The sequence below is a fragment of the Cupriavidus phytorum genome, from assembly GCF_003254285.1.
GTDB classification, from domain to species: Bacteria; Pseudomonadota; Gammaproteobacteria; order Burkholderiales; family Burkholderiaceae; genus Cupriavidus; species Cupriavidus phytorum.
Map to the genome: position 1 here is coordinate 574,706 of NZ_QKZN01000004.1, position 23,505 is coordinate 598,210.

The window sequence follows — 23,505 nt, forward strand, 5'->3', positions numbered from 1 at the left end:
TCAGACGGTTTCGTGAGGGCTGGCCGGCAGCGCGCGGTTGTCCGGCGCCTGGCCCGCCGCCTGGGCGGCGGGGTCGGCGGCAGGTTCGGCGGCATCGCCCGCCTGCAGCTGGCGCCAGAGCCGCCCGAGGTAGGGATCGTCGACACCGTTGGTGGCGAGTCCCAGCAGGGTTTGCTGCAGGTATTCGCGTGCCGGGCCGTACAGGCCGGCGGCGTGGCGCAGCCGTTCCACCACGCTGGCGTCAGGCAGCCGGCCGGCGTAGGCCTCGTGGGAGCGGTTCATGACGAAGGCCAGCGCGCGCTGCTCCGGCGCGCCGGCGGCGCCGACGCGGATGCGCAGCCAGCGCGGATGGTAGGCGCCGGTCAGCATCTCGCGCCGCCACAGCACGCGGAACTCCTGCTCGACCACATGGCTGGGCACGCGGAAGGCCATGCCGTGACAGCAGCCGCCGCGGTCGAGCCCGAGCACCAGCCCGGGATTGTCCCAGGTGCCGCGGTTGATGCGGGAATAGAGGTAGAAGCCGCGGTGGTAGCCGTGCACCGTGGCGCGCTGGCGCTCGGTGTGCACCACCATCGGGTTCCAGATCAGCGAGCCGTAGCCGAATACCCAGACATCGCCGCCCAGCGCGGGATCATGGGGGCGGCGCGCCAGCGTATCGGCCAGCGATTGCTCCAGCGCGGCCTCGGGCAACAGCGAGGACGCAACCGGGGTGCTGCACAGCGAGGTGCGCAGCCGGTCGGATTCGAGGTCCTGTCGCGTGATGCCCATGCTGCAAGCATAAATCAAAGCGGCGTCCCGGGCGGGCCGGGGAAATGCCACAAGTGGCACTTTTACTCGGAATTGTCCGAGTCAGCGGTCGCGTTGTGGGCGCCAGACAACGGTCGCGGCCGCGTGCCGCCGTTGCCATGTGCGATAGCCGTGCGGCGCCGCGGCTTGTCGGGGGTCAGGCCGGCGCGAAATGCAGCGCAATGCGGCGCAATGGCGCGCCGCTGGCGCCGCCGAGTCCTTACAATGGGGCCTCAATCCAACCCAGGGGGAACCTGCGATGGCACGTACGCTTACGGTGGTGTTCGGCAGCGGCAAGGAATATGACTTCACGATCGGCACGGACGAGCTGGCCGCGGTCACCGAGGATGCCGCCTGGCGCTGGTTCGACCGGGAATACACCGAGCTGGACTGCCAGGCATCGAGCCCGGTGGGCAAGGTGCTGGTGATCGACAAGATCCTGAATGTCGCCAAGTTCTCGGGAGAAGCGCGCTTCTCCGGCGATGCTGCCTGGGCGCAGGACTATGCGCGCCATGCGGCGCGGCTGCTGGACCGGGACAAGGTCCGCGTCGATGTCGGCAACGCCGCCATCGGTTTCTGAGAGCGCCCGGGCCGGGCGCCCGGGGCTGAATGCTTCGGCCGGGACGCCGCTCCTGCTGGCGCGGGAGCGGCGTGGCGCCGGCCTGAATCGCCAGCTTCAGACCGCCAGCAATTCCACTTCAAACAGCAGCGTCGCGTTCGGCGGAATCACGCCGCCGGCGCCGCGCGCGCCGTAGCCCAGGTCGGCCGGGATCACCAGGCGGCGCACGCCGCCGACCTTCATGCCCTGCACGCCCTCGTCCCAGCCGCGGATCACATGGCCGGCACCCAGCGGGAACACGAACGGGTCGTTCCGGTCCTTGCTCGAATCGAACTTGCGGCCGGCCTGGCCGTTCTCGTACAGCCAGCCGGTGTAGTGCACGGTGACGTGCTTGCCGGCGGTGGCTTCGGCGCCGGAGCCGACGGTGGTGTCTTCGTATTGCAGGCCAGAGGGCGTGGTTTGCATGGCGTGGTTTCCTTGCGATGGAAAAGACGTGGACAGGGAAGATGAGCGCAGCGGCGCTGCGCTCAGGCTTGGGCGCGCTGGAGCACTTCCAGCGTCAGTTGTACGTTGCGGTCGTCGTCGGCCACCCAGATATCGCCGTCCTGGATCGTCACCGACAGGCGCATGGCGCGCTGCGCCAGCGCGGCCAGCGCGTCGACGGCTTCTGCCGGGACATTGTAGACGGTGACGTTGCGCAGCTTGCCGGCCTTCCCCGCCATGCCCTTCCACCATTCGCGCGCGCTCGCGGCATTGTAGGTGTAGACGGTCACGCGCTCGGCGCGGGCCGCGGCGCGTTTCAGGCGAGCTTCGTCGGGCTGGCCGAGTTCGACCCAATGGGCGATGTCGCCGGTCAGGCGCTTGTCCCACAGGTCGGGCTCGTCGGGTTCATCGAGGCCGCGGGTAAAGGCCAGGGTTTCGCTGGCTTCGCAGGCAAAGGCCAGCAGGCGCACCATCATGCGCGCGTCGTTCTCCGACGGGTGCTGGGCGATGGTCAGGCTGTGGCTGCCGTAATACGGCCGGTCCATGTCCGACACGGACAGTTCAGCCTTGAAGATGGTGGATTTGAGCGCCATGAGGAGAGGTAAGCGGCAGGCGCCCCGGGCTGGGGTGCGTACGACGCAAAAGGCCGCATCATACGCGATTCAAGCCCGGCAATTCAAAGCCGGCGGCTCAGCGCTTGCGGTATTCCTTCAGGTAGAAGCGCAGCAGCGCCGACAGCAGCAGGGTGCCGAGGAAGGCGGCCGCCACCAGCAGCGCCTGGCCCGGCGGGGTATCGATCTGGCCGGCCAGGCCGAGGCGGAACAGCCAGGTGCCGACCATCATCGCCAGGAACGGCATCAGCAGCGCGCCGCGGCCGTAGGTGCGCACCGCCCACAGCGGGAAGCGGCGCAGGAAGTCGCCCGGAATGCTGCAGGCCAGGCAGGCGCCGGCAGCCGCCAGCGCGGCGGCCACGATGTCGCCGGAATGAATCTCGAACATGGTCTCTGTCTCGCGTCGCCGCACACGCGCACGAAGCGTGGCAGGGATTTTTGCAAAGCGCTGATTCTACAAGAGAAATTTGTGGCGCAGGTGACGAGTAGGGTAAGCGCGGGGTCAGCGCGGAACGCTTGCAGCTGGCGATGCCTCGACCGCCACTTGCAGCGTCACGATGTCGCCGACTTCGGGCAGGAAGCGGGTCATGCCGAAGGCACTGCGCGGCACTTCGGCGCGGAAGTCGCCGCCACAGACCTGGCGGCGCACGCCGAACAGCGTGACCTCGCCGCAGCGGAAGCGCTCGGCCAGCAGGCGCACCGGCCGGGTTACCCCACGCAGCGTCAGTTCGCCTTCCACGGCCGTGATGCGGCCGGCTTCAGACAGAAACCGGTCGGCGCGCAACCGTGCCACCGGGTGCTCGGCAATATCGAAGAACTGTGCCGAGCGTAGCACGCCGTCCAGCGTGCGGTTGCCGGTATCGACCGAGCCCAGGTCGACGGTCACGTCGAGCGCGCCCGCGCCACTGTCCGCGTCATAGACCAGGCGCCCGTCGATCTTGCCGAAGCGCCCGCGCACCGAGCTGCGCTCGAAATGGCTGGCCGAGAAATAGACGGTGGTATGGGTCGGATCCAGGGCGTACTCGACCGGCGTCGCGTGGGCGGCAGGAATGCCGATGGCGGCCACGAGCACCAGCGCGCGCGGGCCCATGGGCTTCAGTGGACAAAGACCGGCAGCAGGAAGATCCCCACCACGGTCAGGTAGCCGATGGTCCAGCACAGCGTGCGCAGCGTGGCGCGGTCGGTGATGTAGCACAGGGTGTAGAGCAGGCGCGCCGCGATGAAGGCCATCGCCAGTTCGTCGACGCGGGCTTGCGGCGCCTGCAGGTAGGTGGCGCTCAGGACCGCCGCGGCAAAGAAGGGGAAGGCCTCGAAATGGTTGCGGTGCGCCAGGTCGGCGCGGCGTGCGCGGCCGGATTGCCGGTCCAGCCAGCCGCGCGGGTCATGGTTGTCGTAGCCCGGCGCGCTGGCCTTGGCGATGGCCACCGTCGCCAGCGGCAGCACGCCGGCCAGCAGCACGCACCAGAAAGCGATCGGCATAGTCATCCTTTCGGTTGCTGTGCCGGCGCCAGCCGCAAAGGGCGGCGCGCCGGCCGGTCCGCGCGCTCAGGCGGCGACCACGCGGATCTCGATGCCCGCCAGGCCCACCACCTGCCCGGCGCGGATCTTCGCAGTCTTGCGCGATTCGGGCGCGCCGTCCACCGAGACTTCGCCGGCCGCGACCAGCGCCTTGCCGGCGCCGCCGCTGTCGCACACGCCCGCCAGCTTGAGCAGGTCATTGAGGGCGATGAATTCGCCCTCGAGCGGGAAGGTGATGGTCTGCACCGTTGCCTTGCCAGGTCTGGCCATCACTTGCCCCAGCTGTCTTTGAGGCCGACGATGCGGTTGAACACCGGCTTGCCCGGGGTCGAATCGCTGCGGTCGGCGACGAAGTAGCCATGGCGCTCGAACTGGAAGCGGTCTTCCGGCTGCGCCTCGCGCAGGCCCGGCTCCAGGTAGGCGGTGATCACCTGCTTGGAATCCGGGTTGAGCGCATCGAGGAAGTTCTTGCCGCCGGCATCCGGATTGGGATCGCTGAACAGGCGGTCGTACAGGCGCACCTCGGCTTCATACGCATGCGCCGCGCTGACCCAGTGGATCACGCCCTTGACCTTGACGCTGTCGGCGCCCGGCGTACCGCTCTTGGTGTCGGGCAGGTAGTTGGCGTGCACCGCCACGACGTTGCCGTCGGCGTCCTTGTCCACGCCAGTGCACTCGATCACATAGCCGTACTTCAGGCGCACCTTGTTGCCGGGGAACAGGCGGAAATAGCCCTTGGGCGGGGTCTCGTTGAAGTCCTCGCGCTCGATCCACAACTCGCGCGACAGCGGGAACACCCGCTTGCCCAGTTCCGGCTTCTTGGGGTGGACCGGCGCCGAGCATTCCTCGCTGTGGCCTTCGGGGTAGTTGTCGATGACCAGCCTGAGCGGGTCCAGCACGGCCACGCCACGGGCGGCGCGGCCGTCGAGATCGTCGCGCACCGAGCCTTCGAGCGTGCTCATGTCGATCCAGCTGTCGGCCTTGGCCACGCCGACGCGGTCGCAGAACAGCTGGATCGATTCCGGCGTGTAGCCGCGGCGGCGCACGCCCACCAGCGTGGGCATGCGGGGATCGTCCCAGCCGTCGACGCGCTTTTCGTCGACCAGTTGCTTGAGCTTGCGCTTGCTGGTGATGGCGTAGGTCAGGTTCAGCCGCGCGAACTCATACTGGTGCGGCAGCGGGTCGCGGAACACGCCGCTGTCGCGCAGGTGCTCCAGCACCCAGTCGTACAGCGGGCGGTTGTTCTCGAACTCCAGCGTGCACAGCGAGTGGGTGATGTTCTCCAGCGCGTCCGAGATGCAGTGCGTGAAGTCGTACATCGGGTAGATGCACCACTTGTCGCCGGTGCGGTGGTGATGCGCGTGGCGGATGCGGTAGAGCACCGGGTCGCGCATGACGATGTTGGGCGCGGCCATGTCGATCTTGGCGCGCAGCACGTGCTCGCCGTCGGCGTACTTGCCGGCGCGCATGTCGCGGAACAGCTGCAGGTTTTCCTCGACGCTGCGGTCGCGGTAGGGCGAGGGCTTGCCCGGCTCGGAGAAATTGCCGCGGCTGGCGGCGATCTGCTCGGCCGACTGGCTGTCCACATAGGCGGCGCCGCGCTCGATCAGCGTCTCGGCAAAGGCGTAGAGCTGGTCGAAGTAGTCGCTGGCGTAGTACAGGTGCGGCTGTGCGGCGCCGTCCTTGCCGGTGCTGTCCCAGGAGAAGCCCAGCCAGTGCACGGCGTCGATGATGGAGTCGACGTACTCGGTGTCTTCCTTGACCGGGTTGGTGTCGTCGAAGCGCAGGTGGCAGCGGCCGCCGTAGTCGCGCGCCAGCCCGAAGTTCAGGCAGATGCTCTTGGCGTGGCCGATATGCAGGTAGCCGTTGGGCTCCGGCGGGAAGCGGGTGATGACGGTCGGCAGCGGCTCGCCTTGCTTGTCCTGGCGGCCGGCATAGGTGCCGGCGGCGAGGTCCTGGTCGATGATGCTGCGCAGGAAGTTGGAGGCGGCTGGGGTGCTGTCGGTAGGCTTGTTGTCGTGGCTCATGATGGCGCCGGTTGGCCGGCCGCAGGCGCCTGCAGAGCGCCTGCAGGGCGTGGGGCCGGGTCTTCGGATTGCGTGGCGGAATGCCAATAGCGGGATTTTACCGTGCCGGCGGCGCCGCACGCCGTGAGCATCGGCTCATTTGTGGTCTTGTCCGTTGCCGGCACAAGTTGCGCGTACCGAAAGTGATGTGTCGGAGTAGCATGGAGACCCGTGCCGGCCACGGCCGGCAGTCATCCCATCGCAGCAGCAACGCCCAGGAACGACCATGACCGCCCCCACCGCTGCGGCACAAGTGCCGCCCATGCCCCTCGATGTCGTCGGCGCGCTGTGGCGCGATGCCGGACTGCCCGCCGAGGCACTGGCCCACCTGCGCCTGGACGGCGCCGAGCCGGTGCTGCCTTCGAGCTTTGCCGTGGGCACCGCGGCGCAGGCCAGCCTGGCCGCGTCCGCGCTGGCCGCGGCCACGCTGTGGCAAGGCCGCAGCGGCCGCTGGCAACAGGTCGGTGTCGACATGCGCCACGCCATCACCGAGTTCCGCAGCGAGCGTTACCTGCGCGTCGATGGCGGCCCGGCGCCGGAGCTGTGGGACAAGATCGCCGGCATCTATCGATGCGGCGACGGCCGCTGGGTCCGCCTGCACACCAATTTCCCGCACCACCGCGACGGCGTGCTGCGCCTGCTGGGCTGCGCCCATGACAAGGCGGCGGTGCAGGCCGCGCTGGAAAAATGGGAAGCCGAGGCGTTCGAAACGGCCGCGTCCGACGCCGGCCTGGTGGTCGCCGCGCTGCGCAGCTTCGACGAATGGGACCGCCACCCGCAGGCGGCGGCGCTGCGCGGCCTGCCGCCGGTAACGCTGGAGCGGATCGGCGACGCCCCGCCGCAGCCGCTGCCGGCCCCGGTGTCGGCGGATGCGCAGCCGCTGTCGGGGGTGCGCGTGCTCGACTTCACCCGCATCATCGCCGGCCCGGTGGCGGGCCGCACGCTGGCCGCGCATGGCGCCGACGTGCTGCTGGTGACCGCGCCGCACCTGCCGTCGATCGCACCGCTGGTGATCGACACCGGCCGCGGCAAGCGCAGCTGCCAGCTGGACCTGCGCGATGCCGACGACAAGCGCACGCTGCACAAGCTTCTGCACGGCGCCGACGTGCTGGTGCAAGGCTACCGGCCCGGCGGCCTGGCCGGACTGGGCGTGGGCCCCGAGGCTGCGGCGCGCGCCCGTCCGGGCATCGTCTATGTGTCGCTGAGCGCGTATGGCCACGTCGGGCCGTGGGCGCACAAGCGCGGCTTCGATTCGCTGGTGCAGACCGCCACCGGCTTCAACCACGCCGAGGCGGAAGCCGACGGCAGCGACACGCCGCGGCCGTTGCCGGCCCAGGTGCTGGACCACGCCGCGGGCTACCTGCTGGCGTTCGGCGCCATGGCCGCGCTGCACCGGCGCGCGGTGGAGGGCGGCAGCTGGCATGTGCGCGTGTCGCTGGCGCAGGTGGGACAGTGGCTGCGCGGGCTGGGACGCGTGCCGGACGGGCTCAAGGCGCCCGAGCAGAAGATCGACGACGTCGCCGACCTGCTCGAAGCGGTGCCGTCCGGCTTCGGCATGCTGACGGTGGTGCGCCACGCTGCGCACCTGTCCGAGACCCCGGCGCGCTGGACGCTGCCGTCCGAGCCGCTCGGCACGCACGCGCCGGAGTGGCTGCCGCGCTAGTAGAGCGTGGTGCGCTGCCGCTCGGGCAGCTCGCGGTCATAGGCGGCGCCGTCGATGGCGTTGCCGCTCAGCGTGGCCAGGATCTCGCCGTTGCTCGGCAGGGACTGGCGCGCGACCTGCGACTGCGCGGCCCACAGGCGCGAGCGGATCAGCGCGCGGGCGCACTGGAAGAACACGGCCTGCACCGTGATCACCAGCACCGTGGTCGGCGCCTTGCCGTCGACCACGCAGCGCGCGATCAGCGCCGGATCGACGCTGATCTGGGCGGTGCCGTTGACGCGAATGGTCTCGTTGATGCCGGGAATCACGAACAGCAGGCCGACGCGCGGATCGGCAACGATATTGCGCAGGCTGTCGATGCGGTTGTTGCCGCGCCGGTCCGGCAGCAGCAGCGTGCGCTCGTCCAGCACCTGGACGAAGCCCGGCGCGTCGCCGCGCGGTGAACATTCGGCCCAGTCCTGGCCGACGGTCGACAGCAGGCAGAACGGCGCCGCCTCGATAAAGCCCTGGTAGTGCGGGTGCAGGTAATCGACTTGCTTGGACAGCGAGGGCGCCGCGGGTTGCGCGTAGAGCGCTTCCAGTTCGGCCAGCGTGGTGATGGCGTGCGGGGTCATGGCAGGCTGGGCATTGGGGCGGGAGGCGAAAGCGTCAATGTAACGCACAAGCGCGGCGCGCAGGCCTTACACGGTGACGGTACCGCGGCCGATCTCCAGCACGCGGCCGCCCACGCGGATCGCGCCCTCGGCATCGACGGCAAGGCGCAGCCGGCAGGGGCGGCCGACCGCCTCGCCCTGGCTGATCGCATATTCCGCCGGCAAGGCCCGGCCGGTGGCCAGCAGCCAGCCGCCGAGGTTGGCGCAGGCCGAGCCCGTGCCAGGATCCTCGGCCACGCCGCCGCCCTGCTTGGTGAAGAAGTAGCGCGCCAGCACATGCCCGGGCTGTTCGGGGTCGAAGGCAAAGACGTAGGCGGTCTTGCGGCCCAGGCTGCTCTGCGGCCACAAGTCGAGCCGTGCGCTGTCCGGATTGGCGCGGCGCACCGCATCGACGCTGCGCACCGGCACCAGCAGTTGGTCGGCGCCGGTATCGACCCACATCGGCGGCATCAGCAGGTCTTGTTGCCGCAGGCCGAGCAGGCTGGCCATGTCGGCGTCGGGCAGCCCGGCCGGCGCGGTCTTCGGCTGGCCGCGGTGGGGCGCGGTGAAGGTCCAGACATCCCCCTGCGCGGTCACCGTCACCACACCGGCGGCGAACTCCAGCATCAGCGCATCGCCGGTGCCAGCCAGTTCGCGCACCACGTGCGCGGTGCCCAGCGTCGGATGGCCGGCGAAGCGCATCTCATAGCCGGTGGTGAAGATGCGCACCCGCGCGCTGGCCTGGTCCGACGGCAGGATGAAGGTGGTTTCCGACAGGTTGAACTGCAGCGCCAGCGCCTGCATGGTGGCGGCGTCCATGCCGCGCGCATCCTCGAACACGCACAGGGGATTGCCGCCGAAGGTAGATTCGGCAAAGACGTTGAGCAGGCGGAAGGCGTAGGTGGTCATGGCGGGGCTCCGGATTATGTTCTGTCACAGTGTACGGAGCGCGGAGCGGCGGGCCATGGACAATTGGCGCGGTGGCGAGCGGGCCAGTTGGATCGATGGGATCGGCGATGTCCTCGCGATGCCGCTTGCAGCAAGCTCCCCTCGCCCGCTTGCGGGAGAGGGGCGGGGGAGAGGGCCGGAGCGTCAAAGGCTGACGCCCGTGGGTGAAAACCGAAGGCTTCGCTCCGTTTGGTACCTTGCTAGCTCCCCCTCACCCCGGTCCCTCTCCCATGAGGGGAGAGGGAGAACACCTTGCTTAGGCGAGTTCGGGCGGCGTTGGCGCACCCAAAACCGCGCTCCTTTTTTTGCTTCAGAACCCCACTGCCTGCCCGTCGCGCCGGCTGTCGCTGGCGGCGACGTAGCCATGTTCGGCGTCGTCCGACAGGCGCCAGATGAACTGCCCCGAGCCGAAGTCCATGTACGGATCGTCCACCGACTTGAGCTGGTGGCCGCGCGCCTTCAGGCCCTCGACCGTGGCCGGGTCCATGGTGCCTTCCACGTCCAGCGTGAAGTCGCGGTTGACCTTCCAGCGCGGCGCGCAGCAGGCCGCCTGCGGCTGCTGGTTGTAGTCGAGCATGCGCACCACGGTCTGCACGTGGCCCTGCGGCTGCATGTCGCCACCCATCACGCCGAAGCTCATCACCGGCTGGCCGTTCTTGGTCAGGAAGGCCGGGATGATGGTGTGGAACGGACGCTTGCCGCCCGCGACCACGTTGGCGGATTTGGGGTCCATCGAGAAGCCCACGCCGCGGTTCTGCAGGCTGATGCCGGTGCCCGGCACCACCACGCCCGAGCCGAAGCCCATGTAGTTCGACTGGATGAACGAGATCATCATGCCGTTCTCGTCCGCCGCGGTCAGGTAGATGGTGCCGCCGACCTTGGGCATGCCGAAGTTGAAATGCGTGGCGCGCTGCATGTCGATCAGTTTGGCGCGCGACTTCAGGTAGGCGTCGTCCAGCATCTGTTCGGGCGTGACCTCCATGCTGCGCGGATCGGCCACGTACTGGTACAGGTCGGCGAAGGCCAGCTTCATGGCTTCGATCTGCAGGTGTTGCGAATCGACCGAATCCACCGGGATCGAGGCCAGGTCGAACTGGTCGAGGATGCCCAGCGCGATCAGCGCGGCGATGCCCTGGCCATTGGGCGGGATCTCGTGCAGTTCGTAGCCGCGGTAGGACTTGCTGATCGGCTTGACCCAGTCGGGCTGGTAGTTGCGCAGGTCGTCGAGCGTCATCGCGCCGCCGCACTGCTTGCTGAAGGCGGCGATCTTCTCGGCGATCGCGCCTTCGTAGTAGGCGCGGCCGCGGGTCGCGCCGATCTGGCGCAGGGTCTCGGCGGCGTCCTTCATGGTGAACTTCTCGCCCACCGCCGGGGCTCGGCCGTTGGGCATGAAGGTCTCGGCGTAGCCGGGCTGGTCCTTCAGTTCCGGCACCGCGGCGGCCCACTTGTGCGCGACCACCGGCGGCACGGCGTAGCCGCGCTCGGCGATCTCGATCGCGGGCTCCATCAGGTCGGCGAACGGCAGCTTGCCGAAGCGCTCGTGCAGCGCGGCCCAGCCGGCGACCACGCCAGGGACGGTGACCGAGTCCCAGCCGCGGATCGGCCGCTTGGCCAGGCCGTTGGCGTCGGTGCCGTACTTGGCCTTGAAGTATTCCGGGCTCCAGGCCGCCGGGGCCACGCCCGACGAGTTCAGGCCGTGCAGCGACTTGCCGTCCCACAAGATGGCGAAGGCGTCGCTGCCCAGGCCGCACGACACCGGCTCGACGATGGTGATGGCGGCGGCCGCGGCGATGGCGGCATCGACCGCGTTGCCGCCCTTGAGCAGCATGCGCAGGCCGGCCTGCGCGGCCAGCGGGTGCGAGGTCGAGACCACGTTGCGCGCAAACAGCGGAATGCGCACGGACGGGTAGGGGTTGGTCCAGTTGAAGTTCTGCATGTGTGGTCCTTTGTACTCGGTGGCGCCCGGTGGCGTTCTTATTCTGCCGTGATCTTGCGATCCCTGATCAGCTTGCCCCAGCGCGCGCTGTCCTGCTTCACCATGGCGGCGAACTGGGCGGGCGTGCCGCCGACCGGTTCGGCGCCCAGCTTGGCCAGCCGTTCCTTCACCTCGGGCGACTGGATGGCCTTGTTGAACTCGGCATTGAGGCGGTTGACGATATCGGCCGGCATGCCCTTGGGGCCGTAGATGCCGAACCAGGTATCGGAGACGAAGCCGGGCAGGCCCGATTCGCTGACGGTGGGGATTTCCGGCGCCAGCGGCGAGCGTTTCGCGCTCGTCACCGCCAGCGCCTTGAGCTTGCCGTCCTTCACATGCGGCAGGCCCGAGACGATGCTGTCGAACAGCACCTGCACCTTGCCCGAGATCAGGTCGGGCACGGCCAGCGCGGTGCCGCGGTAGGGGATGTGGGTGATGAACACGCCCGCCTGCGTCTTGAACGCCTCGGTGGTCAGGTGCACCACGGTGCCGTTGCCGCTCGAGGCGTAGTTCAGCTCGCCGGGATGCTTCTTGGCGTAGTCGACCAGCTCGCGCACGTTCTTTACCGGCAGGCTGTTGGGCACCACCAGCACGTTGGTGGCGATTGCGACCTGGCCCACCGGCGTGAAGTCGGTCTCGGTCTGGTACGGCAGGCGGGGATTGATATGCGGCCCGATCGAATGCGTGCTGGTAGTGGCGATCAGCAGCGTATAGCCATCGGGCGCGGCCTTGGCGGCCATGTCGGAGCCGATCGCGCCGCCGGCGCCGGGGCGGTTGTCGACCACGATCTGCTGGCCCATGTTGCTGCCCACCTTCTGCGCGATGGCGCGCGCCAGCAGGTCGGTCGCGCCGCTGGCGGGGAAGGGCACGAGCAGCCGGATCGGCTTGCTCGGGTAGCTGTCGGCCAGTGCGGGGGTGGCGGCCAGGCACAGGCCGATGCCGAGGCCGGTGCCGAGGCGGCGCAGCCAGGATGTCATGGGTGTCTCCGAGAATCAGGCGCAGGGCGGATTGATGATCGGCCTTCATTATTCCGTGCCGTCGGTCACAAAGAAAGCTAATATTTCTTTCCGATGTCACAAGATTTTTTTAAGTATCGAACGCCTTGGCGACACGGGGCGTTCCTTCCTTGGTGTGCCTCATGAGCACTGTCCGTTTCCTTCGCACCTTCGTCGCCGTGGCCGAGCACGGCTCGTTCGCCGCCGCCGCGGCGCAGGTGGCGCTGACCCAGGCCGCGGTCAGCCTGCAGATGCGCGCGCTCGAGACCGAGCTGCGCCGCGAGCTGTTCGACCGCAACGGCCGCGTGGCGGTGCTCAATGCGGATGGCCGCGCGCTGTTGCCGCAGGCGCGCAAGCTGCTGGCGCTGTATGACGAGATGCGGCTGCCGCTGGCGTCGGCCGAAGCCATGGCGGGCGCGGTCGCGGTGGGCGCGGTGGTGTCGGTGATGGGCGGCCTGTCGCACGCGGTGGCGCGGATGAAGCGCACCTATCCGGCCCTGGATGTGCGCCTGGTCGGCGCCAAGTCGATCGAGCTGGCGGCGCAGGTGGAGGCCGGCGAACTCGACGCCGCCATTCTGGTAGAGGGCGCGGCACGCGTGCCCGGCACGCTGCGCTGGACGCCGCTGTACCAGGAGCCGCTGGTGGCCATCGCCGCGCGCGGCAGCCCGGGCCGCGACGCGCGCGAGGCGCTGGCGGCCAATCCCTACCTGCGCTTCGACCGCAGCCAGCGCACCGGCGTGCTGGTGGAGCGCGCGCTGCGCCGCGCCCACCTGAAGGTCAACGAGTTCCTGGAACTGAACGCGATCGAGGCGCTGGTCGAACTGGTGCGGCAGGAGGTGGGGGTGACGGTGGTGCCGCTGCTGCGGCGCGCGCGCTGGCGCGACGACGACGCCTTGCGGGTGCTGCCGCTGCTGGTCAACGGCGAGCCGGTGATGCGCCAGATCGGCATGCTGGAGCGGCGCGACCATGGCCGCGGGCAGGTCACGGCGGCGGTGCGGGCGGCCTGCAGCGAACTGTTCGGGGCCTAGCGGCGGCGGGTGGCGGACGAAAAAAAGGGCACCTAGCGGTGCCCTTCAGCTTTGATGCCGCCGGCGCCAGGCCGGCGATATTCCCTGCTTATTCTTCCTGGAACGCTTCTTCGCGCTTGGCCTTGATCGACGGCAGCGCCACGATCACGACCAGCACCGCGGCGGCGATCAGCAGGCCCAGCGACAGCGGACGCGTCACGAACACGCTGAAGTCACCACGCGACAGCAGCAGCGAGCGGCGGAAGTTTTCTTCCATCATCGGCCCCAGCACGAAGCCGAGCAGCAGCGGTGCCGGTTCGCAGCGCAGCTTGATGAACAGGTAGCCCACCACGCCGAAGGCGGCGGTCTGGAACACGTCGAAGGTGGTGTTCTGGACCGAGTACACGCCGATGCAGCAGAACGTCAGGATGGCCGGGTACAGGTAGCGGTAGGGCACCTTCAGCAGCTTCACCCAGATGCCGATCAGCGGCAGGTTCAGCACGATCAGCATCAGGTTGCCGATCCACATCGAGGCGATCAGGCCCCAGAACAGCGCCGGGTTGCTGGTCATCACCTGCGGGCCGGGCTGGATGTTGTGGATCGTCATCGCACCCACCATCAGCGCCATCACCGCGTTGGGCGGAATGCCCAGCGTCAGCAGCGGGATGAACGAGGTCTGCGAAGCCGCGTTGTTGGCCGATTCCGGACCCGCGACGCCTTCGATCGCGCCCTTGCCGAATTCCTGCGGGTGCTTGGAGGTCTTCTTCTCCAGCGAATACGCCGCGAACGAGGCCAGCGAGGCGCCGCCGCCCGGCAGGATGCCCAGCGCCGAACCCAGCGCGGTGCCGCGCAGCACGGCCGGGATCATGCGCTTGAAGTCGTCCTTGGTCGGGAACAGGTTGGTGATGTGGTCGGTGAAGGTCTCGCGGTGCTCCTTCTGCTCCAGGTTGGCGATGATTTCGGCAAAGCCGAAGATACCCATTGCCACCGAGACGAAGTTCAGGCCGTCGGTCAGTTCCGGCACGTCGAACGAGAAGCGCGCGGCGCCCGAGTTGACGTCGGTGCCGACCAGGCCGAGCAGCAGGCCCAGCACGATCATGGCGATGGCCTTGACCAGCGAACCCGAGGCCAGCACCACGGCGCCGATCAGGCCCAGCACCATCAGCGAGAAGTACTCGGCCGGGCCGAACTTGAATGCCAGTTCCGACAGCGGCGCGGCAAACGCGGCCAGGATCATGGTGGCGACGCAGCCGGCGAAGAACGAGCCCAGGCCCGCTGTCGCCAGCGCCACCCCCGCTCGCCCTCGCCTGGCCATCTGGTAGCCATCGATGGTGGTCACCACCGACGACGATTCACCGGGCAGGTTCACCAGGATGGCGGTGGTCGAACCTCCGTACTGGGCGCCGTAGTAGATGCCGGCCAGCATGATCAGCGCGGCCACCGGCGGCAGCGTGTAGGTCACCGGCAGCAGCATGGCGATGGTGGCCAGCGGCCCCAGGCCCGGCAGCACGCCGATCAGGGTGCCCAGCACGCAGCCCAGGAAGGCGTACGCGAGGTTCTGGAAGGTCAGGGCGGTGGAGAAGCCCAGACTCAGGTTGGTGAGTAGTTCCATGTTGGCGGCCTCCTTAGCTTGCCAGGAAAGCCGGCCACACCGGCATCTGCAGGTTGATGCCGTACACGAACGCGCCCAGGCTGATCAGCACCAGGATGACCGCGTTCAGGATGGCGCCCTTCCAGCTGAACTCGTGGCTGGCCATCGACGACACCAGCACCAGCACCAGCACCGACAGCACCATGCCCAGCGGCTTCAGCAGCAGGCCAAACAGCACCACCGAACCGAGGATCCACAACAGCGTCTTGATGTCCCAGCGGGCCAGGCTGTCTTCTTCCGACTTGGACGACAGCGAGCCGAACAGCACCAGCGCGCCCAGCAGGGCGAGCACGATGCCGAGCCAGAACGGGAAGTATCCCGGTCCCATTTTTGCGGCGGTTCCCATGGAATAACCGCGCGCGACCCAGGAAAAGCCGAATCCGACCAGGATGAACATCAGGCCGGAGGCAAAGTCCTTTTGGCTACGTATGCGCAAAGTGAATCTCCTCGATAAGACTGCTTGAAATCTGCGGGGCCTCCTTGCTGGCTTTGTTGCGTTGCACCAAAGCAGCGAATTTCGGAGGCCTTCTGGCGGGCAGGGTGGAAGGTAAGGGGGCGACCTTTCAGCTACCTTTCAGATGTCTGCAAATGGGGTCATGGTTCGGGTATCCCCTAGTGAGAGCGCGCTTAAAAGTGCCGCTGCGCCAAGCTGCAGGCGGGTTGGCGGGCAGCAGCCGGGGCCGCTGCGCTATCATCCGGAACGGTCTTGCGTGCCGCGGCGGCCTGCCGCCGCGGATGGTTCTGAAAGGTTCTGAAAGGTTCGGAAAGGTCCTGCCAGCTGACGCAGGCGAATCCCAGGCAACACAAGGAGCGTTTTGGAAAGCATCGACCATGTCATCCTGCTCGGCGCCGTCGTGATGTCGCTGGGCATCGTGCTGGGCGCGTTCTCGGCGCGCTTCGGCGTGCCGTTCCTGCTGGTGTTTCTGGCCGTGGGCATGCTGGCCGGCGTCGACGGCCCCGGCGGCATCCGCTTCTCCGATACCTGGCTCAGCTTCCTGGTGGGCAACCTGGCGCTGGCCATCATCCTGCTCGACGGCGGGCTGCGCACCCGCCTGGCCACCTTCCGCGTGGCGCTCAGGCCGTCACTGTCGCTGGCCACGGTCGGGGTGCTGGTGACGGCCGCGCTGGTGGGGTTGTTCGCCGCCTGGCTGCTCGGCATCGACTGGCGGCTGGGGCTGCTGCTGGGGGCCATCGTCGGCTCGACCGATGCCGCCGCCGTGTTCTCGACGCTCAACAGCAGCGGCATCCGGCTCAAGGACCGGGTCGCGAGCGTGCTGGAGATCGAATCCGGCATCAACGACCCGATGGCGATCTTCCTGACGCTGACGCTGATCGAATGGCTGACCGCGCCCGAGGGCCTGACGCCGCTGGGGCTGGTGCTGCGCCTGCTGGTGCAGTTCGGCGTGGGCGGCGTGCTGGGGCTTGGGCTCGGCTATTGCCTGGCCAATGTGCTGGAGCGCACGCGCGTGGCCGAAGGGCTGCAGTCGATCCTGCTGTGCTCGGGCGGCGCGATGGTCTTTGCCATGGTGCAAAGCGCCGGCGGCAGCGGCTTCCTGGCGGTGTACCTGACCGGCATGCTGATCGGCAACCGCGAGCGCGCCGTCACCGCTGACACCATGCGCGCGATGGACGGCATGGCGTGGCTGGCGCAGTCCGCCATGTTCCTGCTGCTGGGCCTGCTGGTGGCGCCGCACCGGATCTGGGAGGTCGCCGGCCCCGCGGTGGCGGTGGCGGCCTTCCTGATGCTGGTGGCGCGGCCGGTGGCGGTATGGCTGGCGCTGCTGCCGTTCCGCTTCAATGCGCGCGAGACCGGCTTTATCGCCTGGATGGGCCTGCGCGGCGCGGTGCCCATCGTGCTGGCGCTGTTCCCGCTGCTGCGCGAGGTGCCGCAGTCGGGCCTGCTGTTCCGCATTGCCTTCGCGGTGGTGCTGGCCAGCCTGCTGTTCCAGGGCACCACCGTGGCGGTGGCGGCGCGGCTGGCGCGCGTGCTGCGCCCCGGCTACCCCGAGCCGCTGGCGCGCTCGCGCCTGCGCGGCACGCGCGCGCCGATCCTGGAAGTGATGCAGTTCGAGGTCGGCCCCAACGCGCCGGTCGAGAACGTGCGCGCCGACCAGCTGGAGCTGCCGCCGCGCTGCCGGCTGCTGACGGTGGCGCGCGACGACGCGCTGGCCGACCCGGCCCAGACGGTCTTGCGCGCCGGCGATGCGGTCTGCGTGCTGGGGCCGACGGTCTCGTTGCCGCTGCTGTCGGCGCTGTTCCAGACGCCGGGCCGCGCGCCCACCTGGGAGCAGGTGTCGCACGATTTCCTGCTGTCGGGCGACGCGCCGCTGCGCGACGTGGCCGCGCTCTACGGCACGCGCGAACTGACGCCGGACGAAGCGCCGCTGACGCTGGAAGGCGCGATGCAGCGCGTGTTCACGTCGCCGCCGGTGGAGGGCGACAGCGTCGAGATCGCCGGACTGCCGCTGACGGTGACGCGCATGGAGGGGGCGCAGATCGTGCAGGTGGGGTTGCTGCTGCCGCGGCTGGAGGGCGATTCGGGCGGGAAGCTGTGGGGGCGGCGGCGCCGGGCGGAGCAGAGCCGCGAGCGCGCGTAATGTCCCTCTCCCTGTTTGTCGTCAGTCGACCTTTGCCCCCGACACCTTCACGATCTGCGCATACTTCTTCAGTTCCTTCTGGATCAACGCCGCGAACTGCTCCGGCGTGGTCGGTGCCGGCTGGGCGCCGATGCGGGCCAGGCGGGCCTTCATGTCCTCGGTCTTCAGGATCGCCACGATCTCGTGGTTCAGCTTCTCCACGATCTCGCGCGGCGTGTTGGCCGGCGCGAACACGCCGAACCAGGTCGAGATGTCGAAGCCTTCCAGCCCCAGCCCCTTGCCGGCCTCGGCAATGGTCGGCAGCTCCGGGAAGGACGCGGCGCGGCCGGCGGTGGTCACGGCAAAGGCCTTGAGCTTGCCCGCCTTGATATTGGCCGACGCCGACGCCAGGTTGTCGAAGATCAGGTCGGTCTGGCCCGACAGCACCGACAACTGCGCTGGCGACGCGCCGTTGTAGGGGATATGGACCATGCTGACTTTCGCCATGCTCTTGAACAGCTCGCCCGACAGATGCCCGGCGCTGCCGTTGCCGCCCGAGGCGTAGTCCAGCTTGCCCGGGTTCTTGCGTGCGTAGGCGACCAGGTCGCGCACGTTGTTGATATGCAGTTCGGCGGCCTTGCCCGGATGCATCACCAGCACGTTGGGCACGTCGGCAACCAGCGTGATGGGCGCGAAGTCCTTCACGGGGTCGTACGGCATCTTGCTGAACAGCGTCGGGTTGATCGCGTGCGTGGCCACCGCGCCCATCACGATGGTGTAGCCGTCGGCGGGCTGCTTGGCGACATAATCCGCGCCCAGGTTGCCGCCGGCGCCCGGCTTGTTTTCCACGATCACCGGCTGGCCCAGGCTGTCGCGCAGCTTGTCGCCGATGGCGCGCGCCACGGTGTCCAGCGGGCCGCCGGCCGGATAGGGCACGACGAAACGGACCGGCTTGGTCGGGTAGGCATTGGTGGCGGCAACGGCGGCAGCCGGCACCAGGGCCGCGGTCAGCGCGGCGGCAAGCAGTTTCTTCAGCATGTTACGGAGGACAAAAAGGATAGGGATTCTCAGCGGGCCCCGATGCCGCGCGCCATCATCACGGCGCACAGCGGCAGCAGGATCACCAGGTGCGATTCGATCATGACCCAGCGCCGCGCCGCCTTGATCTCGGACGGCGGCGGCACGTAATCGGGCAGCCTGCGCGCCTGCTTGCGCCAGCGCGCGATGGCGAAGGTCGGCGGCAGCGAGCACAGCGCGATCAGCACGAACACGCCCATCTTGGCGTGGAACCACGGGTTGTGCAGGTAGAAGTCCGTGCCCTTGGCGCCGTAGAACAGGCGCAGCAGGCCGGTGGCCAGCGCCAGCATCGCCGACAGGAAATAGAACAGGTCGTACAGCGACAGGCGCCGCACGGTGGCCGGGGTCAGGTCCGGGCGCAGCGCCACGGCCTCGGCGGCCATCAGCGTGATCAGGACGAAGATCGCCAGGAAATGCAGGAAGGCGAGGATGGCGTCGGTCAGCATGGGTTCTCCTTCGCTTTGCACGGGCGCGCGCAAGGGCGCGGGCCGGGGAAAGTACTTCAGTGGGGACTGAGCTTCCGGAAAGCGCCCGCGGCCGGCTGGCCCGCCGCGGGCTGGAGGAGAATCTTACAGCACCCCTTTTGCACGAAGTGCGTCGATCTGCGCGGCGCTGTAGCCCAGGGTCTCGGCCAGCACCGTGTCGGTGTGCTCGCCCAGCAGCGGCGGGTGGCGCAGCGCCTGCGGCGGCGTCGCGCTCATCTTGATCGGGCTGCCGACCAGCTTGACCTCGCCAGCGCTCGGGTGCGGCAGGTCCACGCGCAGGCCGCGAGCCTTGACCTGGTCGTCCTCGAACACGTCGTCGAGCGTGTTGATCGGGCCGCACGGCACGCCCGCGGCTTCGAGGTCGCGGATCCATTGGGCGCGGGTGCGCGGGCGCACCATCCCGGCCAGGATCGGCACCAGCACGTCGCGGTTGGCCACGCGCTGCGGGTTGGTGGCAAAGCGCGGGTCGTCGGCCAGCTCGGGCATGCCGCCGTCGGTGACGAACTTGCGGAACTGCCCGTCGTTGCCGACCGCGACGATGATCCAGCCGTCGGCGGCCTGGAAGGTCTGGTAGGGCACGATGTTCGGGTGCGCGTTGCCCCAGCGGCGCGGCGCCTCGCCGCTGGCCAGGTAGTTGGTGTTCATGTTGGCCAGCATTGCCACCTGCACGTCGAGCAGCGCCATGTCGATGTACTGGCCCTCGCCGGTGCGGTCGCGGTGCGCCAGCGCCGCCAGCACGGCGATGGTGGCGTACTGGCCGGTCATCAGGTCGGAAATCGCCACGCCGGCCTTCTGCGGGCCGCCGCCGGGCAGGTCGTCGCGCTCGCCGGTCAGGCTCATGAAGCCGCCCATGCCCTGGATGATGAAGTCGTAGCCCGGGCGCGCGGCGTACGGGCCGGTCTGGCCGAAGCCGGTGACCGAGCAGTAGATCAGGTCGGGCTTGACCTGTTTCAGCGAGTCGTAGTCCAGGCCATATTTCTTCAGCTGGCCGACCTTGTAGTTCTCCAGCACCACGTCGCTCTGCGCGGCCAGGTCGCGCACGATCTGCTGGCCTTCCGGGGTGCTGATGTCGCACGTGACCGAGCGCTTGTTGCGGTTGGCGGCGAGGTAGTAGGCGGCCTCGGCGGTGTCGCGGCCGTCTTCGTCCTTGAGCCAGGGCGGGCCCCAGGTGCGGGTGTCGTCGCCGGCGCCGGGGCGCTCGATCTTGATCACGTCGGCGCCGAAGTCGGCAAGGTTCTGGGCGCACCACGGCCCGGCGAGCACGCGGGTCAGGTCGAGGACGCGGAGATGGCTTAAGGCTCCCATGGCGGTATTCGAGGCAGAGGTAAGGCGGGGATCGGATCCGGAATGCGGGTGGTCGGCACGCCCGAAACGGGGCGGCGCGGGCTGGCTGCACTGTACCACCGGCCAGCCGCCGTTGCCGCCATAAGTGATTTAGGCGTATCTCGAGGCAATGGGATTCAGGGCGATAGCCGGCCGCTTCCGGGGCGCCGTGGCTGACCTGCCCGACGGCCTGCCTTGCCCGTATAATCAACGGTTTGCAAATCCCATACTGATTCGTCGCGCCCGGCCACGCCGGGGCAAGCGTCCGCCATCCCATGAAAGTCTCAGACATTCGCAGCAAGTTCCTGCAGTTCTTCGAATCGAAGGGCCATACCGTGGTCCGCTCGTCCAGCCTGGTGCCGGCGAACGACCCGACGCTGCTGTTCACCAATTCCGGCATGGTGCAGTTCAAGGACGTGTTCCTCGGCACCGACAAGCGCCCGTACAGCCGCGCCACCTCGGCGCAGCGCTCGGTGCGCGCCGGCGGCAAGCACAACGACCTCGAGAACGTGGGCTACACCGCGCGCCACCATACGTTCTTCGAGATGCTGGGTAACTTCTCGTTTGGCGACTACTTCAAGCGCGAAGCCATCCAGTACGCATGGGAACTGCTGACCAAGACCTACATGCTGCCGGCCGAAAAGCTGTGGGTGACGGTCTATGCCGAAGACGACGAGGCCTACGACATCTGGGCCAGGGAAGTCGGCGTGCCGGCCGAGCGCATCGTGCGCATCGGCGACAACAAGGGCGCGCGCTACGCCTCGGACAACTTCTGGCAGATGGCCGACACCGGCCCGTGCGGTCCCTGCTCGGAAATCTTCTATGACCACGGCCCGGACGTGTGGGGCGGCCCGCCGGGATCGCCCGAGGAAGACGGCGACCGCTACATCGAGGTGTGGAACCTGGTGTTCATGCAGTTCAACCGCGACGAGCAGGGCACCATGACGCCGCTGCCCAAGCCGTGCGTCGACACCGGCATGGGCCTGGAGCGCATCGCCGCGGTGCTGCAGCACGTGCACAGCAACTATGAGATCGATCTGTTCCAGGCACTGATCAAGGCCGCCGCGCGCGAAACCCATATCGACAACCTGAACCAGAACTCGCTGAAGGTCATCGCCGACCATATCCGCGCGTGCGCGTTCCTGATCGTCGACGGCGTGATCCCGGGCAACGAAGGCCGCGGCTACGTGTTGCGCCGGATCATCCGCCGCGCCATCCGCCATGGCTACAAGCTGGGCCAGAAGACCCCGTTCTTCCACAAGCTGGTGCCGGACCTGGTCGAGCAGATGGGGCAGGCCTATCCGGAGCTGGCCGAGGCGCAGTCGCGCGTGACCGAGGTGCTGAAGGCCGAGGAAGAGCGCTTCTTCGAGACCATCGAGAACGGCATGGCCATCCTCGACGCCGCGCTGGCCGAGCTGAAGCTCAAGGGCGGCAAGACGCTGGACGGCGAACTCGCCTTCAAGCTGCACGACACCTTCGGCTTCCCGCTGGACCTGACCCAGGACGTGTGCCGCGAGCAGGAAATCGGCGTGGACGAGGCCGCCTTCGACGCCGCCATGAACCGCCAGCGCGAGCAGGCGCGCGCCGCCGGCAAGTTCAAGATGGCCGCCGGCCTGGAGTACTCGGGCGACAAGACCGTGTTCCATGGCTACGAAAAGCTGGAACTGCCGCAGGCAAAGGTCACCGCGCTGTATGTGGATGGCGCCGCGGTCGACACCATGCAGCCGGGCCAGACCGGCGTGGTGGTGCTGGACAACACCCCGTTCTACGCCGAGTCCGGCGGCCAGGCCGGCGACCAGGGCGTGCTGCAGGCTGGCAATGCTGTCTTCGCGGTCGCCGACACCACCAAGGTCCAGGCCGACGTGTTCGGCCACCAGGGCACGCTGCAGGGCGGCGCGCTCAAGGTGGGCGATGCCGTGTCGGCGCAGGTCGACGCGCTGCGCCGCGCGCGCACCGTGCGCAACCACTCGGCCACCCACCTGATGCACAAGGCGCTGCGCGAAGTGCTGGGCAGCCACGTGCAGCAGAAGGGCTCGCTGGTCGATGCGGACAAGACCCGCTTCGACTTCTCGCACAACGCAGCGCTGACCGACGCGCAGATCCGCCAGGTCGAAGAGATCGTCAACGCCGAGATCCTGCGCAACGAGGACACGCAGGCCGAGATCATGCCGTTCGACGACGCGGTCAAGAGCGGCGCGATGGCGCTGTTCGGCGAGAAGTACGCAGACGACGTGCGCGTGCTGTCGATCGGCACTTCTAAGGAACTGTGCGGCGGCACCCACGTGCACCGCACCGGCGATATCGGCCTGTTCAAGATCGTGATGGAAGGCGGCGTTGCCGCCGGCATCCGCCGCGTCGAAGCCATCACCGGCGACAACGCGCTGCACTACCTGCAGGGCCTCGACGCCAGGCTGAACGAAGCCGCCGCCGTGCTGAAGGCGCAGCCGTCCGAGCTGGTGCCGCGCATCGGCCAGGTGCAGGACCAGGTACGCGCGCTGGAGAAGGAGCTGGAGCGCCTGAAGAGCAAGCTGGCCGCGTCGCAGGGCGACGAGCTGGCGGCGCAGGCGGTCGACGTCAAGGGCCTGAAGGTGCTGGCCGCGCAGCTGGACGGCGCCGACGTGAAGACCCTGCGCGAGACCATGGACAAGCTCAAGGACAAGCTGCAGAGCGCTGCCATCGTGCTGGGCGCGGTGGCGGACGGCAAGGTCAGCCTGATCGCCGGCGTTACCGCCGACGCCACCGGCAAGGTCAAGGCCGGCGAGCTGGTCAACTTTGTCGCCCAGCAGGTGGGCGGCAAGGGCGGCGGCCGCCCGGACATGGCGCAGGCCGGCGGCACCGAGCCGGCCAAGCTGCCGCAGGCACTGGCGGGGGTCAGCGAGTGGGTGGCGAGCAAGGTCTGACCGCGTAACGACCACCGCTGGTCTGCTCCCCTCTCCCATTTATGGGAGAGGGGCGGGGGAGAGGGCAGGAGTCGCCACGGAGTGATTCGGCATCGTGCCTGGCAGGCGCTGGCCCTCTCCCCCAACCCCTCTCCCGCTGTATGGACCGGGGACAAAGGTGACAGGTGTGCGAGGACATGGTTGACACTCCCGGGCAGATATCTGCCCGGGAGAACGAACCATGCCGTGGAGCGCCCGAGACACCATGAGT

22 protein-coding genes are annotated in these 23,505 nt (G+C 68.6%); 5 read left to right on the forward strand and 17 right to left on the reverse strand.

The window, feature by feature from the left end:
• Window positions 1-768, reverse strand: a complete 768-nt coding sequence (locus C7416_RS14050) for a gamma-glutamylcyclotransferase (RefSeq protein WP_111519490.1) — start codon at window positions 766-768, stop codon at window positions 1-3.
• 277 nt (window positions 769-1,045) lie between these two features.
• Between C7416_RS14050 and C7416_RS14055 the strand changes: the two genes are divergently transcribed.
• Window positions 1,046-1,366 (forward strand): hypothetical protein, encoded by a 321-nt coding sequence (locus C7416_RS14055; RefSeq protein WP_062801360.1) that lies wholly within the window; start codon window positions 1,046-1,048, stop codon window positions 1,364-1,366.
• Window positions 1,367-1,462: 96 nt separating this feature from the next.
• Here C7416_RS14055 and C7416_RS14060 read toward each other — a convergent pair whose 3' ends face one another.
• From C7416_RS14060 to C7416_RS14090, 7 genes are all read right to left on the reverse strand, one after another.
• On the reverse strand, window positions 1,463-1,810 hold the full coding sequence (locus C7416_RS14060; RefSeq protein ID WP_018008195.1) for an FKBP-type peptidyl-prolyl cis-trans isomerase: 348 nt from the start codon (window positions 1,808-1,810) through the stop codon (window positions 1,463-1,465).
• Between the two features lie 62 nt (window positions 1,811-1,872).
• On the reverse strand, window positions 1,873-2,421 hold the full coding sequence (locus C7416_RS14065) for a YaeQ family protein (protein WP_012353517.1): 549 nt from the start codon (window positions 2,419-2,421) through the stop codon (window positions 1,873-1,875).
• Between the two features lie 97 nt (window positions 2,422-2,518).
• Complete coding sequence (locus C7416_RS14070; protein ID WP_111519491.1) at window positions 2,519-2,827, reverse strand: hypothetical protein; 309 nt, start codon at window positions 2,825-2,827, stop codon at window positions 2,519-2,521.
• 114 nt (window positions 2,828-2,941) lie between these two features.
• Window positions 2,942-3,529, reverse strand: coding sequence for a YceI family protein (locus tag C7416_RS14075; RefSeq protein ID WP_111519492.1), 588 nt, complete (start codon window positions 3,527-3,529; stop codon window positions 2,942-2,944).
• Window positions 3,530-3,534: 5 nt separating this feature from the next.
• The gene (locus tag C7416_RS14080) at window positions 3,535-3,918 is read right to left on the reverse strand and encodes an MAPEG family protein (protein ID WP_018008199.1); all 384 of its coding nucleotides are present in this window, start codon (window positions 3,916-3,918) and stop codon (window positions 3,535-3,537) included.
• Window positions 3,919-3,984: 66 nt separating this feature from the next.
• Window positions 3,985-4,227 (reverse strand): RNA-binding S4 domain-containing protein, encoded by a 243-nt coding sequence (locus C7416_RS14085; protein WP_018008200.1) that lies wholly within the window; start codon window positions 4,225-4,227, stop codon window positions 3,985-3,987.
• Complete coding sequence (locus tag C7416_RS14090) at window positions 4,227-5,984, reverse strand: glutamine--tRNA ligase/YqeY domain fusion protein (RefSeq protein ID WP_111519493.1); 1,758 nt, start codon at window positions 5,982-5,984, stop codon at window positions 4,227-4,229. The genes C7416_RS14085 and C7416_RS14090 overlap by 1 nt, the downstream gene beginning before the upstream one ends.
• 265 nt (window positions 5,985-6,249) lie before the next feature.
• On the opposite strand from C7416_RS14090, the gene C7416_RS14095 reads away from it, so the two are divergent.
• Window positions 6,250-7,686 carry a CoA transferase gene (locus C7416_RS14095; RefSeq protein ID WP_111519494.1) on the forward strand — a complete coding sequence of 479 codons (1,437 nt, stop codon included), beginning with the start codon at window positions 6,250-6,252 and terminating at the stop codon, window positions 7,684-7,686.
• Here C7416_RS14095 and C7416_RS14100 read toward each other — a convergent pair.
• From C7416_RS14100 to C7416_RS14115, 4 genes are all read right to left on the reverse strand, one after another.
• On the reverse strand, window positions 7,683-8,300 hold the full coding sequence (locus tag C7416_RS14100) for a pyridoxamine 5'-phosphate oxidase family protein (protein WP_111519495.1): 618 nt from the start codon (window positions 8,298-8,300) through the stop codon (window positions 7,683-7,685). The genes C7416_RS14095 and C7416_RS14100 overlap by 4 nt on opposite strands.
• Before the next feature lie 66 nt (window positions 8,301-8,366).
• Window positions 8,367-9,227, reverse strand: a complete 861-nt coding sequence (locus C7416_RS14105) for a PhzF family phenazine biosynthesis protein (RefSeq protein WP_111519496.1) — start codon at window positions 9,225-9,227, stop codon at window positions 8,367-8,369.
• Window positions 9,228-9,576: 349 nt separating this feature from the next.
• Window positions 9,577-11,202, reverse strand: a complete 1,626-nt coding sequence (ggt, locus tag C7416_RS14110; RefSeq protein ID WP_111519497.1) for a gamma-glutamyltransferase — start codon at window positions 11,200-11,202, stop codon at window positions 9,577-9,579.
• Window positions 11,203-11,240: 38 nt separating this feature from the next.
• Window positions 11,241-12,218, reverse strand: a complete 978-nt coding sequence (locus C7416_RS14115) for a Bug family tripartite tricarboxylate transporter substrate binding protein (RefSeq protein WP_111519498.1) — start codon at window positions 12,216-12,218, stop codon at window positions 11,241-11,243.
• A gap of 161 nt (window positions 12,219-12,379) precedes the next feature.
• Here C7416_RS14115 and C7416_RS14120 point away from each other — a divergent pair, with 161 nt between their 5' ends.
• Complete coding sequence (locus C7416_RS14120) at window positions 12,380-13,264, forward strand: LysR substrate-binding domain-containing protein (protein WP_062801351.1); 885 nt, start codon at window positions 12,380-12,382, stop codon at window positions 13,262-13,264.
• A gap of 88 nt (window positions 13,265-13,352) precedes the next feature.
• On the opposite strand, the gene C7416_RS14125 is transcribed toward C7416_RS14120, so the two are convergent.
• Both C7416_RS14125 and C7416_RS14130 read right to left on the reverse strand, forming a co-directional pair.
• Window positions 13,353-14,855: a tripartite tricarboxylate transporter permease gene (locus C7416_RS14125; RefSeq protein WP_062801350.1), complete on the reverse strand. Its 1,503-nt coding sequence runs from the start codon at window positions 14,853-14,855 to the stop codon at window positions 13,353-13,355.
• 13 nt (window positions 14,856-14,868) lie between these two features.
• Complete coding sequence (locus C7416_RS14130) at window positions 14,869-15,330, reverse strand: tripartite tricarboxylate transporter TctB family protein (protein ID WP_062801349.1); 462 nt, start codon at window positions 15,328-15,330, stop codon at window positions 14,869-14,871.
• A gap of 379 nt (window positions 15,331-15,709) precedes the next feature.
• Between C7416_RS14130 and C7416_RS14135 the strand changes: the two genes are divergently transcribed.
• On the forward strand, window positions 15,710-17,491 hold the full coding sequence (locus C7416_RS14135; protein WP_111519499.1) for a potassium/proton antiporter: 1,782 nt from the start codon (window positions 15,710-15,712) through the stop codon (window positions 17,489-17,491).
• A gap of 21 nt (window positions 17,492-17,512) precedes the next feature.
• On the opposite strand, the gene C7416_RS14140 is transcribed toward C7416_RS14135, so the two are convergent.
• From C7416_RS14140 to C7416_RS14150, 3 genes are all read right to left on the reverse strand, one after another.
• Window positions 17,513-18,508, reverse strand: coding sequence for a tripartite tricarboxylate transporter substrate binding protein (locus tag C7416_RS14140; protein ID WP_111519500.1), 996 nt, complete (start codon window positions 18,506-18,508; stop codon window positions 17,513-17,515).
• Between the two features lie 29 nt (window positions 18,509-18,537).
• Entirely contained in the window at window positions 18,538-18,993 is a 456-nt protein-coding gene (locus C7416_RS14145) for a DUF2214 family protein (RefSeq protein WP_111519501.1), read from the reverse strand.
• A gap of 123 nt (window positions 18,994-19,116) precedes the next feature.
• Complete coding sequence (locus tag C7416_RS14150) at window positions 19,117-20,337, reverse strand: CaiB/BaiF CoA transferase family protein (RefSeq protein WP_111519502.1); 1,221 nt, start codon at window positions 20,335-20,337, stop codon at window positions 19,117-19,119.
• Between the two features lie 293 nt (window positions 20,338-20,630).
• Between C7416_RS14150 and alaS the strand changes: the two genes are divergently transcribed.
• On the forward strand, window positions 20,631-23,255 hold the full coding sequence (gene alaS, locus C7416_RS14155) for an alanine--tRNA ligase (protein ID WP_111519503.1): 2,625 nt from the start codon (window positions 20,631-20,633) through the stop codon (window positions 23,253-23,255).
• Window positions 23,256-23,505: the final 250 nt, after the last annotated feature.

Excerpts from the sequence above, each read along its gene's own strand:
- C7416_RS14050 (WP_111519490.1), bottom strand. The coding sequence starts at position 768 with ATGGGCATCACGCGACAGGACCTCGAATCCGACCGGCTGCGCACCTCG.
- C7416_RS14055 (WP_062801360.1), top strand. The coding sequence starts at position 1,046 with ATGGCACGTACGCTTACGGTGGTGTTCGGCAGCGGCAAGGAATATGAC.
- C7416_RS14060 (WP_018008195.1), bottom strand. The coding sequence starts at position 1,810 with ATGCAAACCACGCCCTCTGGCCTGCAATACGAAGACACCACCGTCGGC.
- C7416_RS14065 (WP_012353517.1), bottom strand. The coding sequence starts at position 2,421 with ATGGCGCTCAAATCCACCATCTTCAAGGCTGAACTGTCCGTGTCGGAC.
- C7416_RS14070 (WP_111519491.1), bottom strand. The coding sequence starts at position 2,827 with ATGTTCGAGATTCATTCCGGCGACATCGTGGCCGCCGCGCTGGCGGCT.
- C7416_RS14075 (WP_111519492.1), bottom strand. The coding sequence starts at position 3,529 with ATGGGCCCGCGCGCGCTGGTGCTCGTGGCCGCCATCGGCATTCCTGCC.
- C7416_RS14080 (WP_018008199.1), bottom strand. The coding sequence starts at position 3,918 with ATGCCGATCGCTTTCTGGTGCGTGCTGCTGGCCGGCGTGCTGCCGCTG.
- C7416_RS14085 (WP_018008200.1), bottom strand. The coding sequence starts at position 4,227 with ATGGCCAGACCTGGCAAGGCAACGGTGCAGACCATCACCTTCCCGCTC.
- C7416_RS14090 (WP_111519493.1), bottom strand. The coding sequence starts at position 5,984 with ATGAGCCACGACAACAAGCCTACCGACAGCACCCCAGCCGCCTCCAAC.
- C7416_RS14095 (WP_111519494.1), top strand. The coding sequence starts at position 6,250 with ATGACCGCCCCCACCGCTGCGGCACAAGTGCCGCCCATGCCCCTCGAT.
- C7416_RS14100 (WP_111519495.1), bottom strand. The coding sequence starts at position 8,300 with ATGACCCCGCACGCCATCACCACGCTGGCCGAACTGGAAGCGCTCTAC.
- C7416_RS14105 (WP_111519496.1), bottom strand. The coding sequence starts at position 9,227 with ATGACCACCTACGCCTTCCGCCTGCTCAACGTCTTTGCCGAATCTACC.
- ggt (WP_111519497.1), bottom strand. The coding sequence starts at position 11,202 with ATGCAGAACTTCAACTGGACCAACCCCTACCCGTCCGTGCGCATTCCG.
- C7416_RS14115 (WP_111519498.1), bottom strand. The coding sequence starts at position 12,218 with ATGACATCCTGGCTGCGCCGCCTCGGCACCGGCCTCGGCATCGGCCTG.
- C7416_RS14120 (WP_062801351.1), top strand. The coding sequence starts at position 12,380 with ATGAGCACTGTCCGTTTCCTTCGCACCTTCGTCGCCGTGGCCGAGCAC.
- C7416_RS14125 (WP_062801350.1), bottom strand. The coding sequence starts at position 14,855 with ATGGAACTACTCACCAACCTGAGTCTGGGCTTCTCCACCGCCCTGACC.
- C7416_RS14140 (WP_111519500.1), bottom strand. The coding sequence starts at position 18,508 with ATGCTGAAGAAACTGCTTGCCGCCGCGCTGACCGCGGCCCTGGTGCCG.
- C7416_RS14145 (WP_111519501.1), bottom strand. The coding sequence starts at position 18,993 with ATGCTGACCGACGCCATCCTCGCCTTCCTGCATTTCCTGGCGATCTTC.
- C7416_RS14150 (WP_111519502.1), bottom strand. The coding sequence starts at position 20,337 with ATGGGAGCCTTAAGCCATCTCCGCGTCCTCGACCTGACCCGCGTGCTC.
- alaS (WP_111519503.1), top strand. The coding sequence starts at position 20,631 with ATGAAAGTCTCAGACATTCGCAGCAAGTTCCTGCAGTTCTTCGAATCG.